15 protein-coding genes and 1 pseudogene are annotated in these 18,448 nt (G+C 46.8%); 4 read left to right on the forward strand and 12 right to left on the reverse strand.

The window, feature by feature from the left end:
• The coding region (locus BIY29_RS18350) for a hypothetical protein (protein WP_121576479.1) at positions 1-328 on the reverse strand (328 nt) is incomplete at its 3' end.
• Positions 329-356: 28 nt separating this feature from the next.
• On the opposite strand from BIY29_RS18350, the gene BIY29_RS18355 reads away from it, so the two are divergent.
• Both BIY29_RS18355 and BIY29_RS18360 read left to right on the forward strand, forming a co-directional pair.
• The gene (locus BIY29_RS18355) at positions 357-1,604 is read left to right on the forward strand and encodes a hypothetical protein (protein ID WP_121576480.1); all 1,248 of its coding nucleotides are present in this window, start codon (positions 357-359) and stop codon (positions 1,602-1,604) included.
• A 106-nt stretch (positions 1,605-1,710) separates the two neighbouring features.
• Positions 1,711-2,193, forward strand: coding sequence for a GNAT family N-acetyltransferase (locus BIY29_RS18360; protein WP_170158975.1), 483 nt, complete (start codon positions 1,711-1,713; stop codon positions 2,191-2,193).
• Between the two features lie 501 nt (positions 2,194-2,694).
• Here BIY29_RS18360 and BIY29_RS18365 read toward each other — a convergent pair.
• The 7 genes from BIY29_RS18365 to xylF all read right to left on the reverse strand — a co-directional run bounded on the left by BIY29_RS18365 (position 2,695) and on the right by xylF (position 12,501).
• The gene (locus BIY29_RS18365) at positions 2,695-3,762 is read right to left on the reverse strand and encodes a hypothetical protein (protein WP_121576482.1); all 1,068 of its coding nucleotides are present in this window, start codon (positions 3,760-3,762) and stop codon (positions 2,695-2,697) included.
• A gap of 788 nt (positions 3,763-4,550) precedes the next feature.
• On the reverse strand, positions 4,551-5,156 hold the full coding sequence (locus BIY29_RS18370) for a hypothetical protein (RefSeq protein ID WP_121576483.1): 606 nt from the start codon (positions 5,154-5,156) through the stop codon (positions 4,551-4,553).
• 525 nt (positions 5,157-5,681) lie between these two features.
• Positions 5,682-7,028 (reverse strand): argininosuccinate synthase, encoded by a 1,347-nt coding sequence (argG, locus tag BIY29_RS18375; RefSeq protein ID WP_121576484.1) that lies wholly within the window; start codon positions 7,026-7,028, stop codon positions 5,682-5,684.
• Between the two features lie 370 nt (positions 7,029-7,398).
• Positions 7,399-8,589: a D-xylose utilization transcriptional activator XylR gene (xylR, locus tag BIY29_RS18380; RefSeq protein ID WP_121576485.1), complete on the reverse strand. Its 1,191-nt coding sequence runs from the start codon at positions 8,587-8,589 to the stop codon at positions 7,399-7,401.
• 118 nt (positions 8,590-8,707) lie between these two features.
• Positions 8,708-9,877, reverse strand: coding sequence for a xylose ABC transporter permease XylH (gene xylH, locus BIY29_RS18385; protein ID WP_240630206.1), 1,170 nt, complete (start codon positions 9,875-9,877; stop codon positions 8,708-8,710).
• Positions 9,870-11,411: a xylose ABC transporter ATP-binding protein gene (locus BIY29_RS18390; protein WP_121576487.1), complete on the reverse strand. Its 1,542-nt coding sequence runs from the start codon at positions 11,409-11,411 to the stop codon at positions 9,870-9,872. The genes xylH and BIY29_RS18390 overlap by 8 nt, the downstream gene beginning before the upstream one ends.
• 94 nt (positions 11,412-11,505) lie before the next feature.
• Complete coding sequence (gene xylF / locus BIY29_RS18395; RefSeq protein WP_121576488.1) at positions 11,506-12,501, reverse strand: D-xylose ABC transporter substrate-binding protein; 996 nt, start codon at positions 12,499-12,501, stop codon at positions 11,506-11,508.
• A 351-nt stretch (positions 12,502-12,852) separates the two neighbouring features.
• On the opposite strand from xylF, the gene xylA reads away from it, so the two are divergent.
• Positions 12,853-14,172, forward strand: a complete 1,320-nt coding sequence (gene xylA / locus BIY29_RS18400; RefSeq protein WP_121576489.1) for a xylose isomerase — start codon at positions 12,853-12,855, stop codon at positions 14,170-14,172.
• A gap of 153 nt (positions 14,173-14,325) precedes the next feature.
• Positions 14,326-15,792: a xylulokinase gene (xylB, locus tag BIY29_RS18405; RefSeq protein WP_121576490.1), complete on the forward strand. Its 1,467-nt coding sequence runs from the start codon at positions 14,326-14,328 to the stop codon at positions 15,790-15,792.
• Positions 15,793-15,821: 29 nt separating this feature from the next.
• Here the strand turns inward: xylB and BIY29_RS18410 are convergent, their stop codons facing one another.
• The 4 genes and pseudogenes from BIY29_RS18410 to BIY29_RS18425 form a co-directional block, all read right to left on the reverse strand.
• Positions 15,822-16,472 carry a DcrB-related protein gene (locus BIY29_RS18410; RefSeq protein ID WP_170158976.1) on the reverse strand — a complete coding sequence of 217 codons (651 nt, stop codon included), beginning with the start codon at positions 16,470-16,472 and terminating at the stop codon, positions 15,822-15,824.
• A 133-nt stretch (positions 16,473-16,605) separates the two neighbouring features.
• Complete coding sequence (locus tag BIY29_RS18415; RefSeq protein ID WP_121576492.1) at positions 16,606-17,598, reverse strand: acyltransferase; 993 nt, start codon at positions 17,596-17,598, stop codon at positions 16,606-16,608.
• 164 nt (positions 17,599-17,762) lie between these two features.
• A pseudogene (adh, locus tag BIY29_RS18420) lies at positions 17,763-18,212 on the reverse strand (aldehyde dehydrogenase); the annotation flags it as partial.
• Between the two features lie 40 nt (positions 18,213-18,252).
• A partial coding sequence (locus tag BIY29_RS18425; protein ID WP_147437177.1) for an integrase core domain-containing protein occupies positions 18,253-18,448 on the reverse strand: 196 nt, incomplete at its 5' end.

The raw sequence follows: 18,448 nt of genomic DNA on the forward strand, positions 1-18,448 counted from the left end.
ATGGATGTTTAATCAAAGTTATTTCACCAAAATAAATCATATAGCAAAATTTACTTTTTTTAAAATATTCATCGAATGAATATTCAGTTATACAGGCATCTTTAAGAATTTCATCTTTTATTTGGTGTAAAGACGCTAACTCCTTTCTGACCACTTTTTTTATAGTGGCTTTTCCTACTAAAGCCTTGACAGGAGAGCTTGAGTAAAGATAGATTTCATTATTAGGAGTAAAGAGCCTCCCCACCCGCTTCCTTAACTCCACGATCTTACTACCGACTAAGATTTCATTGATGTAGTTTGGCTTAATGCTAATTAGAATTTTATCCATTTTTTCTTATCTTTTTTGGAAAACACACATGGCTAAAAGCTTAGCAGTTTGGATTAGCAAATCCAACGAAAATAATGAGGAAAAACCTCATGAAGTGGACGATACTGAAGTACCAAATAGAGAAGTCTCAGACGATTCAAAACTAAACGATGAGGCCCTCCCAAAAAATAACATTCGAGGGATTGAGCTACATTTTAACTATTGGGTATTGAATGACAAAAACTTAAATCGTAGAACTTATCCACTCAAAGACAACACTTGGCGAGGACCGTTTAAATTGGCATCTTGGGCTATCCATCATATGCAAAATGGTTGCAGATGGTTAATTAGCTTTGCAAAGGAGAGAGAAAACACTACTTATCTTGATGTCGGAGTGCGATTTTCGCTACTAACTGAAGATGATACTATCAATATTTTCTTCCCTTTTAGCGTATCACCCCAAGACTATGACAGTCAGCTAGGATTAAATTTAGCAAATGACAATCAATTACTGTCCGCTATATTCAATAGCGAACTGGAATCAATAGAGTTTAAAGATAATTTATATCATCATTCAGACATTAATTTTTCAAGTAAAGGTGACGACTTAAAAACGGGAATCAGGTTTTTCACAAACATAGACTTACAAGACAATAATAGTAATCCTCTCGGAGCTGGCGTTAGCTTGCACTCAGTTGTAAACGAGGGAAGCATACTTTCATTTCCAATTAAAAACTTTAGAATGGAATCTAGCGACAAAGATGGTTACTTTAGGTTTAGGCTCATATTAAACCCTCTTAGCAAAAAAGCGTTATCAACATATTATATTCCTTCCGATAGTTTTATGTTAACGACAGAAGAGTCGATTGAAATTATTGACTTTAGAGTCAACGAAATCCGTAACACCCCTAAAAATGTTAATTCTCTACTAAAATCTGGCGATGTTCTGAAAAAAGTCCATTTTTTTCTTATTCGTGAAGTAAAGTCTGAATATGTGATGTCTGATACTAAATATCACAGAAGCAGGCTTTTAGAAGGAGATCTGTGGCAAGCTTATCTACAGTCACAATATGTAAAACCTATTAAAAATGTACCCAAAATGCTGATATTCCACTGGAAATCATCTAAAGAGGATCTTATAAATAATAAATATCTTGAGAATTTTTCTGCTTTTGCGAAATTTAGGCATGCACGGCATTCTGCTTGGATCATATTAAGAAGTATTGCAATAGTTCTGATTTTCAGCATGATAGCCAACGGACTCTACGATTTTATTAAAAATAATTTAACAAAGTGAAAGAATTAGTTAAGTTTGTATTTTTCAGATGACGTAGAAAAATTTTCCTCTATAATGCATGAAAGAGTTTTTTTCACCCCATAATGTAAGGCAGGTCGGAGGACACATGACTGTAGCTAAGCCGAAGTGGCTTGACGAAAAGTGCCCGGTAATCGAGGTTACTACTGCCGCAGAATTCGCAAAGCACAATATCAGGGAGTTTTTAGAGCAGATAGCGTGTTTCTATCCTGATTTCCATGCTTGGCTGAATTTCACATTTGTGCGTCAGCTCAATGGAATCGAACGCAACGTTTTGATAATAAAGGAAAATGGGGAAATCGCTGGTGTTTCTCTTCTCAAAAAAACCGAAGAAGAGAAAAAAGTATGCACTTTCTTTATTGCTCCGAAGTTTCAAAGAAAAGGCTACGGAAGCACTTTAATGGAAAAATCTCTTTCCTATCTTCAAGCTCCTGCACACATCACTGTTTGTGAAGAGCGTTGGGAAGAAATGCAAGAGTTTCTGGATAAGCATAAATTCCAGTTAAATGAAGAGGTTTCAGGTTACTATCGGCCAGGCTATAAGGAATACTTCTGTAGCACGAAAAAGTGAATTAAATCAAAAAAAGGCAGATTAAACTGCTTTTTTTAGGCAGAAATTCTTCATGAAATTTTATAATGAAATGAATTGATAAATTATTTCGCTACCAAATGTTTTAGGCTGTTCAATCCGTCATCGTTACTCACCTTAATATCGTTCGATATTTTTATACATATAAGGCTCATTTTTAAAATTACTTAACCTTCACTAAGGATTAAAAATACAATGCTCAGTTAGTAATGTCAGATTTTTGCCTCTGCTCCAAACGGGTAGTTCATCGGGTAGTAAACCGCCGCGACCACAGACAAAACTCCACTAACAAACTAATTTTTAATACCTTTATTTCATATTCAATAAACAGATCCAAAATATCGAATAATTTCCACCCTGTTCCACCGACTGCCACAACGCCCTGTTTTCAGGGCGTTTTTGTTGCTACTTGCGTCTACCGCGTACTACCAAAAAGTCGTTTATACGCTTCAGGCGGCGGCATCCTTTGCCTGAATCTGCCTGTTAGAGTGTGTTGACAAGAAAATCACGAACATCAGAATTTATAAACATACCAAACCGGCCATGCATTTTATCTGCTGCCAGGCCTGCTGTAATTCCTCTCCCTTCCTGGGTGTCGGGACGAACAAGCGGTAAGGCGGGGTCGTTTAAGTTTAGCGGCAAATTCCGCGACATTGTTAAATCAAACTTACCTTCAAGGCGAGCGGCACAAATAATTTTTCCCTGCCCGGCGGCATGTTGAACGTCAGGATCTGAATATGTTTCGTTAGCTTTCAGCATAGCGACGAACGGAGCATATCTTTTTTGATTAAGTCTTGTGCCATCGATTTCTGGGAGAGGCTCTGGCGTGGAAACAGAGAAATACATCACTTTTGTTCGAGGATCAAACATCATTCCGTTGATATTTAACTCCTTTGGATCGGTAAAGCCCGTCTCTTCATTCAGTTCCTGATACAAAGTATTAAGAATATTTTGAGGATCACACCGATCTCCCGTCACCAATCCTCCTGGCGTAGCGATGAAATCCTGTTCAAACCCCCAGTCCTCTTCTTTCTCTTGATGGCGATGCACATTAAGCAACCGATTCCCATTGCCTGATGTTGAGACCGGCAGCGCAACAACGGAATTTACGTTGTTATCCTGCGCTAGTTCTTTTATTGATGAATATAAATTTTCTTTTTCGTGGACTGATAACGTCGGCGAGTAGACATATCCGTCCGCGCCAATATAGCCATCCACTGATTTATGGAAAACCTGCGGGTTAGTAGGATTGATAAAATCTTTCGCATCACGCAGGAATTCCTTTCCTTTGAAAATATTGCGCTCAATGCCATCCGCGTTTCTTTTCTTGTTTTTATCTTCAGTCGTGATGACATAATAGTCTTCCATTTTCGCATGTTCGGCTTTATTTTCGCTTTTGCAGAAATAGACTGGCGTTTCAGCAATGATGGCGGGTAAATTATTGATTGTGAATAATACTCCTTTGGGTTTGGGTCTGTTTGCGTTAGTTGTTTCGCCGGTGTCTTGCACAGATGAATTGAAATGTAATCCAGATGTCGGAGTAATGTTCATTCGCTATCCTGTAAAAGTGAGTAAATAATATATTGAGATAAAATAATTATCTGTTTAAGAATTTTAAAGGTTGGTTGCAATAAACTCTTACATGGTGGTTTTTATGGGTAGATAAAATTATTTAAAAAGTTCCTGACGCGAGCGGAATCATATTGTACTGGAAAGTATATGCCTACGGTCAGTAAGACTCGTGAAACGCCTCCCCTTTGGTTTACAACAGATTTCCAGAAAACCGTAAGGCAACAGCCACTCACTAGCCTGCTGATGGAGTTAAACCACTTTCCAGAGAACTATTGTGCCAAGATTTAAACTTTTCTGCGGTTCCTCATCATCATCTTCAACTTATAACGCCATTGTCGAAGGTTAAGATACTGGCAGTAAAGTCCAAGACACCTATACCGCTGAGTTAGCCTACTATGGCAAAATTTTTGATTATTTATTATGCAACAGATAGGGCCGGGCCATTTTTCTTTTCCCGCTCCTCACAGTGATAGCCATCACAGGGCTGCTGTGATGTATCCGTACGGCGAATCAATTTGTTGTACGATTTCTTGTCAGTATTCAGTAAAACAGCCCATACTTTATTTAGCTCTTCCAATTGTTTCGTAGACACTTCTGACAAGAATGGGCGGTAATTTAAGCCCGAACGCAATCACAATGATAAACTGATTACGGAATATCTGACTGACAATAAATATATAGCATATTTATGGGAAAAGTGGTGAATCCATATTTCTTACATATTATTCATGGCAGGTTCATAATAGCGTCAGCGCCATTGTTTGGCGTTAAGTATTGGTAGTTCCCGCAACATTCCAGTCCACATCAGCCGATTCAACGCTCATCATCTGCTGTATTTTTTCGTAAATTTCAGCGGCGGACATACCGTTATATACTCCTTTGCTATAAAAGCTGAACACTTCCCTATTATCGCTGCCAGTCTCCTGTCCTGTCCCTACCCTATCTTTGGTCGTCACCGGTTCACCGGTAAATGCATCAAAAGCCTCCCAACTGCCGTCAGGGTGGCTAATCATGGATACCAGCGTACCGCCGTACAGAAGAATACCGTTGATAATTTTCAGCGAACGTTCCTCAGACTCTGCCTTCTGCTGCTCACGCTCTTCACGCTCCTCTTTAGCCAGTTGTGCTTCGCGGGACGCCAATTGCTTTTCAAGATCTTGCAGACTGTCACGGGACGTCATCATGCTGGACTGGCTTTTCCCATCCATCGACAGTGTTACCTGGGTACTGGCGCCTGACAGACTATTATCTTGCGAATAATTGTCTGTACCAAACGTTGATAAATCTATTTTACCCACCGTGCTAATAGATTCAGCAAGAGGATAAAAAGGCTTTATATTCTGACTGTGTGTGTCGACATCGGATATAGCCACAGCACCACTCCTTTTTTATTTCATTTAATATCAGTACAGTATTCAACAGGCGATAAGTTATAGTAATAACTAACACAACATATTGAAAAAATATTAAATTTTTATCCAGACAGCTATTATTGATGACATCAACAGACTCTGGGGAAGATTGCCGGCAGGAGATAAATGCATTTTTATCAACCTTATCGTGAATTCATATCACATGATTAGCATGGTTGATGCCAGCATTGAGAAAGAGACTGTTCTGTAAAAAGTATCGGCAATTTTATTTTTTTATTAATACCGAAAAGGAATAAGAAAAGAAAAACGCCTCATTTCAAGGAATATTTAGTTATCGTTACGTTCACCTTCAGTCACCAACAGGTATTTTATCGCCATTAGCTGGCATGATTAAAATGTCAATACATCAGAGGTTTACAGTGTAGCTGCCATGTCTTGCACTGCCGATAACATCACATAAAAAAAACCGGCAACGAAAAAATGTTCCCGGATTTTTTTATAAATTAAATACCGAACTGTGATGAATTACTTTTTGGTTTTATCCTGCAACTGCCCAACCTGTGGCAGACCGGTGCTGGCAGAAGAAGACAGCAGCCCGGTTTCAACATAATTGAACAGTTTTTCGCGGGTGTCGGTGATGTCCAGATTACGCATCGTCAGCTGACCGATACGGTCATCCGGCGAGAATACGGAATCGCCTTTTTCCATCGTCAGGCGCTCTGGCTTATAGGTCAGATTATCGGAAACGGTATTCATAATAGAATAATCGTTACCCCGACGCAGCTCCAGCGTCACCTCGCCAGTGATTGCGCTGGCAATCCACCGCTGGGAGGCATCACGCAGCATCAGCGCCTGTGAGTCAAACCAGCGCCCTTGATACAGGAAGCGGCCTAACTGACGACCATTGGCATGATACTGTTCGATGGTATCTTCGTTATGAATACCGGTAACCAGACGCTCATAAGCGATATGCAGCAACGCCATTCCCGGCGCTTCGTAAATACCACGGCTTTTCGCTTCAATGATACGGTTCTCAATCTGATCGCTCATGCCTAAACCGTGGCGTCCGCCAATACGGTTGGCCTCCAGCATCAGCTCCACATCATCGACAAATGTTTTGCCGTTCAGCGCAACCGGATGACCACGATCAAAACGGATCGTGACCTCTTCCGCTGCAACCTTGACGCTTTCATCCCAAAATTTAACGCCCATAATCGGGTTAACTATTTTGACACTGGAATTCAGGTATTCCAAATCCTTGGCTTCATGGGTCGCGCCCAGAATGTTGGAGTCGGTGGAGTAGGCTTTTTCTGCTGACATCTTATAGCCGAAACCCGCCTGAGCCATAAACTCAGACATTTCCTGGCGACCGCCCAACTCATCAATAAAGTCGGTATCCAGCCACGGTTTGTAAATTTTCAATTCAGCATTGGTCAGCAAACCGTAACGATAAAAACGCTCAATATCATTACCTTTATAGGTACTGCCATCACCCCAGATATTGACGCCGTCTTCTTTCATCGCCGCCACCAGCATCGTACCGGTTACCGCCCGGCCTAGCGGAGTGGTATTAAAATAGGTGACGCCAGCGGTCGTGTTATGGAAAGCCCCGCACTGGATCGCAGCAATACCTTCAGCAACCAGTTGCTTACGGCAATCGATCAGGCGGGCATTTTCAGCGCCATATTCCATAGCACGGCGTGGGATTTCATCGTAATCATCCTCATCCGGTTGCCCCAGATTCGCAGTGTAAGCATAAGGAACCGCCCCCTTTTGACGCATCCAAAGCAGTGCGGCGCTGGTATCCAGACCACCAGAAAACGCAATACCAATACGCTGACCAACCGGAAGATGTTTAAGAATCGTTGTCATAAATAAAATCCCTGCTTGAAGATCGATGGGTAGGAAGCTAGCAGCCACGCCATCATTATGTTACGCCATACATTGATGAGAGGTTACGCCTTCACCGGATAGGGGATTGGCCAGACTGGGTTTATTATTAAAACCAACGCTCTCAAAAAATGCATATTTATGCAAAATAAGTGAGTGATAATTTAACCATCTTTTTGCTGGCACAGGAAGAGAAGAGTCATACTTTATGCAAAAAAATTCGCGATCATTTCGCGCCCAAGTGGACGAGTATAACGCTATTTCTTCAACAAACTAAGCAGTAAAAACGGTACTGGCGTGTGCCAGCGTAAACCCGCTCTTCAGCGCGGCGCCGTCAGCCGCGCTCGCCATCTTACTCCCCCTGATAACCCGCTTCACCGTAGCGGTCACGATACTCTTTCGGCGTGATGTCATAACCCTTTTTAAATACCGCATAAAAATACGGCAGTGAGGGATAACCACACATAACGGAAATTTCGTTGATCGAAAGAGAGGTGGAAACCAACAGATTGCGCGCACGATCCAGTTTTTCCGCATGGATCACACCGTGGATCGTCTGTCCTATTTCATCTTTGAAGCGCTTTTCCAGATTCGAGCGCGACATCCCGACCGTATCCAGCACCTGTTCTACTTTAATCCCTTTGCAGGCGTGATAACGGATAAAGTGCATCGCTTGAATAACCGCCGGGTCATGTACCGAGCGATAATCGGTTGACCGGCGCTCAACCACCCTGACGGGCGGAACTAAAATGCGTTGCAGGGGTAACTCATTGCCGTTTAATAATAGTTGATGCAGCAATTTCGCCGCACGATAGCCCATCTGCCGCGTTCCCTGCGCCACTGACGACAGCGCTACGCGGGAAAGATAGCGGATCAACTCTTCGTTATCGATGCCGATTACACACAGTTTTTCCGGCACGGGTATATTCAAATGTTCACACACCTGCAAAAGATGACGCGCCCGTGAATCGGTTACGGCAATAATACCGGTCTGAGGTGGCAGCGTCTGTAGCCAGTCAGCCAGGCGGTTTTGGGCGTGCTGCCAGTTATCCGGTGAGGTTTCCATCCCCTGATACACCACGCCCTGATATTGCCCCGTGGCGACAAGCTGGCGGAATGCCTGTTCGCGTTCCTGTGCCCAGCCTTTTCCTCCCGATGCTGGCAGACCATAAAATGCAAAGCGATTTATTCCCTTGCTTTTGAGGTGCATAAAAGCGCTTTCCACCAGCGCATGGTTATCCGTAGCGATATAGTGAACAGGTGGATAATCCGCCGGATTATGGTAGGAGCCGCCCACCCCTACCAACGGCACATGGATATTCTGCAATAGCCGTATGATTTCCTGGTCGTCAAAATCGGCAATGACGCCATCACCCAACCAGTCTTTGATGTTATCAATACGGCAGCGAAAATCCTCTTCAATGAAGATATCCCAGTCACACTGAGATGCCTGCAAATACTCACCGACACCCTCAACAACCTGCCGGTCATACACTTTGTTTGCATTGAACAACAGAGCAATGCGATAACGTTTTTCAAACATGGCGATGAGCATCCATTCGTGGCGATACTCTTGAATAACATAACCACTCAGCGAACTAAAATCATTTCCCTATTATTGCGAACTGCCACGTATTTCCTGTATTTGCTGACTAACACCGTCACACCCTTCGCTTGGTTGCCGTGTCCATCCACACCGCCAACAGTAAAATTCCCCCTTTGACGACATACTGCCAAAACGTCGGTACATCCAACATACTCATACCGTTATCCAGCGAAGCCATAATAAATGCGCCCATCACCGCGCCAGCCACGCTGCCAACCCCGCCCGCCAGACTGGTGCCGCCAATAACACAAGCCGCTATCGCGTCCAGTTCAGCAATATTCCCCGCTGACGGAGAACCTGCACCCAAACGCGAACTGAGGATCAACCCCGCCACCGCCACCATCAGCCCATTCATTGCAAAAACAATGAGCTTGGTGCGTTCCACATTGACACCCGATAAGCGGGCCGCCTCAATGTTACCGCCAACGGCGTAAATACGGCGGCCAAACGCCGTGCGCGTCGCCAGAAAAATCCCCCCCAGCATCAACAGGGTAAGAACCAACACCGGTGTCGGTACACCACGATAGTCATTCAGCAGATAGATGGCGCCGAGAACAATCACTGCGGTAAACGTCTGACGGCCAATATCACCGGCTGGCTGGCTGACAGGCAACCCCAGTCTGGCCCGATTACCGCGCCGCCGCCATTGCCACAAAATAAATAACATCAACCCCAACGCGCCGAGCGTAAAACCCACGCCTGAAGGCAGGTAACTTTGCCCAATCAGGGACATCGTATTACTGGTGGGTGAAACCGTGGTGCCATTGGTAATACCGATAAGAATGCCGCGAAAGGCCAGCATACCCGCCAGCGTAACAATGAAGGAGGGCACTTTCTGATACGCAATCCACCAGCCATTCCACGCGCCCAATAATAACCCCAGTACCAGCGTCACCACGATGGTCAACGGCAGCGGCCAGCCGAACCACACATCAAAAATTGCCGCCGCGCCGCCGAGTAACCCCATCATGGACCCGACCGACAGATCAATTTCCGCCGAGATAATGACAAATACCATGCCGACTGCCAGGATGCCGGTAATCGCCGTCTGACGTAACAGGTTAGAAATATTGCGGGCGCTGAGATAAGCGCCTTCCGTCATGTAAGTGAAAAAGAGCATGATCGCGATAATGGCGGCAATCATCACATAAACCTGAAGGTTAATACTTTTGAGCCGTTGCAGAATGGACTCAGACCCGGCAACGGTATTTTTCTGATCAGCCAGCGATGTTTTCAACACGATGTTCACTCCTCAATGCAGCTTCCATAACCTGTTCCTGCGTTAAATCATGATTAACCAAATCCGCTTTGATACGACCCTGATGCATAACCAATACCCGATCGCTTAACCCCAGGACTTCAGGCAGTTCAGAAGAAATAACAATAACGGCAATTTGCTGCTGTACCAGCGCATTGATGAGCTTATAGATCTCGTATTTTGCACCGATGTCGATGCCGCGAGTCGGCTCATCAAGAATGAGTATGCGGGGATTCAGCAACAGACATTTCGCCAGCACCGCCTTTTGCTGATTGCCGCCACTCAGCCGGGCAATCGCTAATTCCGGGCTTGGCGTTTTAACTTTCAAATCCACCAGCGATTGTCGGATAACATTCTGTTCGCGGGCATCGTCAAGCGTTGAGAATAGGCCGGAAAACTGATCGAGCGCGGCCAGCGTAATGTTCTGCGCCACACTCATCACGGGTACAATGCCATCCCTTTTACGATCCTCCGGCACCATCGCGATACCCAGCGCCATCGCCTGCTGGCAGCGGTTAATCACCACGCGCTTACCATCTAGAAACAGCTCACCTTGCCAGCGTCCGTGGTAGGCGCCAAACAAACACTGCACGGTTTCCGTTCGACCAGAGCCAACCAATCCGGCAATACCGAGAATTTCACCTCGGTGCAGGGAAAAGGAAACATCATCCACCCGGCGGATATGCCGGTTCACCGGATGCCAGGCCGTCAAGTGTTCAACACGCAGAACCTCTTCACCAATGGTATGTGCCTCATTGGGGTACAATTCCGTCAGTTTGCGGCCCACCATCATCGCGATGATCTGATCTTCGCTCAGTTCCGCTGCCGGATAGGTGCCAATATGCTTACCGTCACGAATGACGCAAATCACATCGGAAATCGCTTTAACTTCGTTGAGCTTATGAGAGATATAAATGCAGGCGATACCGTGATGGCGCAGATCATGGATGATATCGAGCAAAATAGCCGTTTCCTGCTCGGTCAGCGAAGCCGTCGGCTCGTCCAGCACCAACAGGCGAACCTGCTTATTCAGCGCCTTGGCAATTTCAACCAGCTGCTGCTGCCCCAGCCCCAACTCCCCCACTTTGGTGTTGGGATCAATCGTCAGTTTTACCTGTTCCAGCATACGCTGGCAGCGTAAATACATGCTGTCATAATCCATTATTCCAAAGCGCGCCCACTCATTGCCCAGAAAAATATTCTCCAGCACCGTCATTTCCTTAACCAGCGCCAGTTCCTGATGAATAATGGCGATACCTTTTTGCTCCGTGTCACGGATATGGCTGGCTCGCAGTTCATCGCCGGAAAAAATAATCTCTCCGCTGTAACTACCGTAGGGATAAATAGCACACAGCACTTTCATGAGGGTGGATTTTCCCGAACCATTCTCACCGCACAGCGACAACACCTGACCGGTTTCCAGCGTCAGGCTGACATTGTCCACCGCTTTCACTGCGCCAAACGCTTTAGTAATGTTTTTCATTTCCAACAGGCACGGCATCATGACCTCCGCGATTTACCATTACTCACAGTAAGAGACCGCGAGCACTCACGAGCCACTACATCTGTAGTGGCTCGGCGGAAAGAAAATACGGTTAATAGACATCCGCTTTCTTGTGAAAACCATCGGCAATCACCGTGGAATCAATATTGGTTTTATCAACAGCGATCGGGGTTAACAAAAATGACGGGATATCTTTCAGGCCATTATTTAACGTGGCATTAGACTGCGGTGTTTTGCCCGCGCCCAAAGCAACCGCAATATCGGCGGCATCCCTGGCCAGTTTGCTGATGGGTTTATAAATCGTCATGGTTTGGGTGCCGGCAACAATACGTTTTATCGCCGCCAGATCCGCATCCTGTCCGGAAATAGCCACCTTGCCGGATAATCCCTGTGCGGCAAGAGCCTGAATGGCGCCGCCTGCCGTTGCATCGTTCGAGGCAACAACCGCGTTGATATTGTTATTATTGGCTGTTAGCGCATTCTCCATGATTTTCAATGCATTTTCCGGTAGCCACGCATCAACCCACTGGTCTCCGGCCACTTTAATTTTACCATTATCAATCAAAGGCTTTAATACTTTCATTTGCCCTTGCCGGAACAGTTTTGCATTATTATCCACCGGCGAGCCGCCCATTAAAAAATAATTCCCTTCGGGAACTTTATCCACTAAGTATTGCGCTTGTAACTCACCAACTTTTTCATTATCAAACGAAATGTAAAAGTCCACATCCGCATTGTTTATCATACGGTCGTAAGCCAATACTTTTATTCCTTCACGTTTTGCTTCAGAAATAACATTACTTAACACCTGCCCGTTGTAGGGAATAATAACTAAAACATCCACACCACGGTTAATCATATTCTCTATTTGCGAAATCTGAGTTTCTTCATTGCCATTTGCCGATTGCACAAAAACGCTTGCACCTTGCGATTTGGCCTTATCAACAAAGATATCCCGATCTTTTTGCCAACGTTCAAGGCGTAAATCATCAATTGCCATCCCTATTTTTACTTCTTTGGTTAATCCTGGTTGGCTTACTAAAGCGAGTACGGCACAGGCTGACAGTAAAAAGTGTTTAACTTTCATCGTAGAGTACCTTTTTTATTTAAAATGCAGGGCATAGAACTCTGATAGCCAGCAAAGTATTGTCGTTAAATTACATATCAGCAATTACAAATTTTCATCATCCGCTTATGTTTTTTGGTTTAATTTCTTTTTTTTGATACCGGTCATATTTTGTCGCTTGCAAGTATTTTCCTATTTTATAAATTGCGAAGTGCATTCAGATTAATCCGTCAATATTTTTGCGACTCAGCGCACATTTAATAATTCTCTTAATTTCAGTGTGAAATAACGTAATTGATTAAATCGCTGTCAGATCTGAATATTGATTACAGTTCCCTATCTTCCATCGGGAAGGTTTCTAAGGAGTCAACGATGCAACCCTATTTTGAACAGATCGAAAAAGTCCGCTATGAAGGCAGCCAGAGTGATAATCCCTTTGCTTTCCGCCACTACAACCCCGAGCAGGAAATTTTGGGCAAACGCATGGCAGACCATTTGCGCTTTGCCGTCGCATATTGGCACACTTTCTGCTGGAATGGCGCTGATATGTTTGGCGTCGGCGCCTTTGAACGCCCGTGGCAGCAAACCGGAGACGCACTTGCACAGGCCAAATGCAAGGCCGACATTGCATTCGAATTCTTTCAAAAGCTGGATGTCCCTTATTACTGTTTTCATGATGTGGATGTGGCGCCCGAGGGCGGTTCACTCAAGGAATACCTGAATAACTTCGCCATCATCACCGATGTATTGGCGGAAAAGCAGCAAAACAGCGGCGTTAAGCTGTTGTGGGGCACGGCAAACTGTTTCACCCACCCTCGTTATGGCGCAGGGGCGGCAACCAATCCAAACCCTGAAGTCTTTGCCTGGGCGGCAACGCAGGTTTTTACCGCCATGAATGCCACCAAAAAACTGGGCGGAGAAAACTATGTGTTGTGGGGGGGGCGCGAAGGTTACGAAACCCTGCTTAATACCGACCTGCGCCAGGAGCGCGAACAGATTGGCCGGTTTATGAACATGGTGGTGGAACATAAACATAAAATAGGTTTCCAGGGAACATTACTGATCGAACCCAAACCGCAAGAGCCGACCAAACACCAATACGACTATGATGTCGCGACAGTCTATGGCTTTCTGAAGCAGTTTGGGTTGGAAAAAGAGATCAAGGTCAACGTGGAAGCCAACCATGCCACGCTGGCAGGCCATTCGTTCCACCATGAAATTGCTACCGCCATTGCGCTGGGCATTTTTGGATCGGTTGATGCCAACCGGGGCGATCCGCAGTTGGGCTGGGATACCGATCAATTCCCCAACAGCGTGGAAGAGAATGCGCTGGTGATGTATGAAATACTCAAAGCAGGTGGTTTCACCACCGGAGGCCTGAACTTTGATGCCAAAGTTCGCCGCCAAAGTACTGACCGATATGATTTATTCCATGCTCACATCGGTGCAATGGACACCATGGCGCTGTCGCTTAAAGCCGCAGCCCGCATGATCGAAGACGATAACCTGAACCAGTTGGTCGCCAAACGCTATGCTGGCTGGAACGGAGAACTGGGGCAACAAATCCTGCAAGGTAAGGCGTCTCTGGAATCCCTGGCGAGCTATGCGGAAAATCGCGGGCTAGCGCCACAGCACCAGAGCGGTCATCAGGAGTTGCTGGAGAATATCGTTAACCGTTACTTATTCGGATAAACATTATTTATGGCGCAGATCTCCGCCTGCGCCTGTCTCTTCTACAAAACCCAGAAAGGAAGACGGCGTAAAGGTTGTTTCCCCCTCTGGTGTAAAAGGGCTGGGCCGGACAGGGATAACAGGGTTTGCCCTTAACCAATTCAAGAGGCCTCTATGTACATCGGTATTGATCTTGGCACCTCTGGCGTCAAAGCCATTCTACTGAATGAAACAGGGCAGGTTATTGCCAGCCATAGCACCGCATTAACCGTATCCCGTCCTCATCCGTTATGGTCGGAACAATCGCCCGAAGCATGGTGGCAGGCAACCGAGAATACGTTACACGCGCTGGCGGCGCAGCACGATCTCCGCGCCGTTAAAGCGCTGGGGCTGACCGGGCAGATGCATGGCGCCACATTACTGGATGCCCGACACCGGGTGTTGCGTCCGGCCATTCTGTGGAACGACGGGCGCAGCGCACGACAATGCCAGTTATTGGAGCAACAGGTGCCAACTTCACGACAGATTACCGGCAACCTGATGATGCCTGGCTTCACCGCGCCGAAGCTGAAATGGGTACAGGAGAACGAAGCCGATATCTTTCGTCAGATCGACAAGGTCTTACTGCCAAAGGATTATCTGCGCTGGCGTCTGACCGGCGAATTCGCCAGCGATATGTCCGACGCGGCAGGAACGCTATGGCTGGATGTGGCAAAACGAGACTGGAGCGAACTGCTGCTGAATGCCTGCTCTCTAACCCGGGAGCATATGCCTGCCTTATATGAAGGGAATCAGATTACCGGTTACTTACAGCCGGAAATGGCTAAACGTTGGGGAATGAATACTATCCCGGTGATCGCCGGCGGGGGCGATAACGCCGCCGGCGCGATCGGAGTCGGGCTTTATCAGGCAGGGCAGGCAATGTTGTCTCTCGGCACATCCGGCGTTTACTTTGCGGTCAGCGATGGTTTTCTCAGCAATCCGCAACATGCGGTGCATAGCTTTTGCCATGCATTGCCCGATACCTGGCATTTGATGTCGGTCATGTTGAGCGCCGCCTCCTGTATTGATTGGGTTGCCCGTCTGACTCAGGCAGAAAGCGTACCCGCGCTGCTACAGGAGGTCGCCCTGGCGCCTGAGGGTGAAACAACAACCCCGCTGTGGTTTCTGCCCTATCTCTCCGGTGAACGTACGCCACATAATAACCCCCATGCCACAGGCGCTTTCTGGGGGCTGACGCATCAGCATGGCCGCATTGAACTGGCTCGTTCCGTACTGGAAGGTGTCGGCTTCGCCCTCGCCGATGGCATGGATGCCCTGCATATGACAGGGTTGCAGCCCAGTTGCATCACGCTGATCGGCGGCGGTGCGCGTAGCGCTTACTGGCGGCAAATGCTGGCGGATATCAGCGGGCACACGCTGGAATACCGCACCGGCGGTGATGTTGGGCCAGCCCTGGGAGCGGCGCGTCTGGCACAGATTGCGATGAACCCCAACACGCCGTTAGCAACGTTATTGCCCCAATTGCCTTTGGAGCAGACCCATCATCCTGATGAACAACGCCATGCATATTATGCGCAGCAGCGGGATACTTTCAAAGCGCTGTACCAGCAGCTCCGCCCATTGATGTCGGCTCATTAGCGGCGGGCGGTAAACAGCGCGGCAGCAGGCTATTTAAAGTCCAGTGACGCCATCACCTGTTCAATCAGCGCCTGATGGACATCACCACGGCTGGCTGGCGTGTTAATTTGCAACGTCAGTATTTTCTTCTGCCACACGGTGTAGAACAGCGTCGAGTTAACCTGCTGCCCACCAATCTGTAGTTCATTATCCATGCGCTGCAATGGTGTCTTGCCGATGGTAACAGCCTGTTGCTGTAACTTTTTTATATGCTGATACTGACTCTGCATACTGGTGAAAATGTCATTTCCCAGACTCTCCAGCCCCGCCTGACTGGTTAGCAAGATTTGCCCTGCCGGCGGCGGCACCACGGCAAACACCACCTGCTGACGCGAGGTGCTGTTAATAAATAGATGCGTTTTACCCAGTTCGCCATTGTTAACACCATCCGGTGGCGTTTGATCCGAAAACGCATCCGGCAGCATAAAACTGATTTTGCCTTTTTGTAGCGTAACCTTGTGTGCTGGCGCTTCATGTTCAGCAGGCGGCTCAACCTGCGCGGCTGGTTTACTTTCTGGCGCCTGCAACGGCGGTGGCGCTGGCTGCGGGTCAGGCTTATTGTTATCCGGTGGATTATCACAAGCGCTTAATCCACTGATTAATAAAGTGATGGCGAATAACTTACCCAGTATTTTCAACATGTCTGCTCTGCCTTTTGCTGCAAGGTCCCGGTAAGACTTATACCGTCCACGTAAACTGTTCTGATTTACCCCTATCATGTCCCGATTTGGCCCTCTTTGTCACTAAACATGGCCGCATCATCGTCGCACGGCTTTAGCTGACCAAACGCCGGGTATCGATTTTCTGCAACGCCATCGACAACAGCAAGCTGCCCAGCAAAGCGATGGTGAAGACGTAGAAAATATCCAGCACCGGTTGGGATGGGAAATTCATACCGTGCGTACGCAGGTAATGGATAATCAGTGCATGAATGCCGTAAATCGCCAGCGAATGGCGCGATATCAAGGCAAATCCGGGTAAAACCCGATGATTCAGGTAGCGTTTAAACACCGCCAGCAGGCTGACAGCCGCCAGAAACACCAACGGGCCGCAATAGATATAAAATGTCTGATTAAAGTTATCGTTCAGCAGCGTGTGATGTTTTGTTCCCATCGCCACCAGCGCCACGCAAAAAATAAATAACGGTATGGCAACCATCACCGCTTTTCGGGGAATATCCAGCATACCCAGCGCCCGTCCAACCACTGCATACAGCAGATAGTAAAACGTATCACCGTAGATATAGAGATTAACCGGCAACAATTTTACGCCGGCAAATTCAACACGGCCCGTATTGGGATTGGCGATCACCGCCAGCAACACAATGAAAATAGCCAGATACTTTCCCGATACCGGCTGAACATTAATAAAGGGTGAAAACAAATAGATGACTACGATCGCATAGAAAAACCACAGGTGATAAAAAATCGGCTTTTGCAGGAAATAATTGATGGCGTTCAGGGGATTGATTGGCGTCAAGGCCGCGATATAAATCAGTGCAATGGCGCTATAAAACAGAATGCATAAACCAATCCGCAAAAAATGCTTCTTCTGTGCGCGACGCTCACCAAAAAACAAATAACCAGAAATCATGAAAAACAGCGGCACGCAAACACGGGAGGCGGAATTAAGGAGGTTCGCCACATTCCAGTGGGCGTCACCTGGCGTACCCCCTGAGATAATATAATACGTTGTACTGTGAATCAGAACGACCATCATACAGGCCACGGCCCGCAAATTTTCAATCCAGCCGATCTTTCCGGTCATGCATAGCCTCTAAATAGGGTATTCAGTCATGCACAACAGCGTAGTGCCTGCTTATCGTTGATACAATCAGCAACAAGCTGAATACGAGAGAGAGCACGCCCGCAACATTCCCCTTAACGGTAAAGAACGTAGATTATTCATGCCTTGATGCCTTGTCATCAAAATCAGAACAACCCCATCGGTTTATCCGAGTAACTCACCAGCAGGCATTTGGTTTGCTGGTAATGCTCCAGCATCATCTTGTGGTTTTCACGCCCAATCCCCGACTGTTTGTAACCGCCAAACGCAGCATGTGCCGGGTAAGCGTGGTAGCAGTTAGTCCAGACTCGCCCGGCCTGAATGCCGCGCCCCATCCGGTAGGCGACATTGCCGTTACGGCTCCAGACGCCCGCGCCAAGACCATATTCAGTGTCGTTGGCGATTTCCAGCGCATCATCCATAGTTTTAAACGTAGTCACCGCCAGTACCGGCCCGAAGATCTCTTCCTGGAAGACGCGCATACTGTTTTTACCAAACAGGATGGTGGGTTCCAGATAATAGCCCTGTGCCAGATCGCCCTGCAACGCTTTGCGGCGACCGCCCGTGAGCACGCGTGCGCCCTCTTTTTTACCGATATGATGTGGTCTAGCAATATTGGACACTCGTTAAGGTTTTTTACGCTGCATGCTTTTCTTTAGCATGCGGCGTCTGACCATTATTGAAGCTATGCGGCCTGCGTTGGTTGTAGTAATACGTCATGTAACTCAGGATATCTGTCTTGGCATCATCCACATTTTCGTAACCACATTCCGGTATCCATTCCGATTTCAGGCTCCTGAAGAACCGCTCCATTGGCGCATTGTCCCAGCAG

Source organism: Brenneria alni (assembly GCF_003666245.1).
GTDB classification, from domain to species: domain Bacteria; phylum Pseudomonadota; class Gammaproteobacteria; order Enterobacterales; family Enterobacteriaceae; genus Brenneria; species Brenneria alni.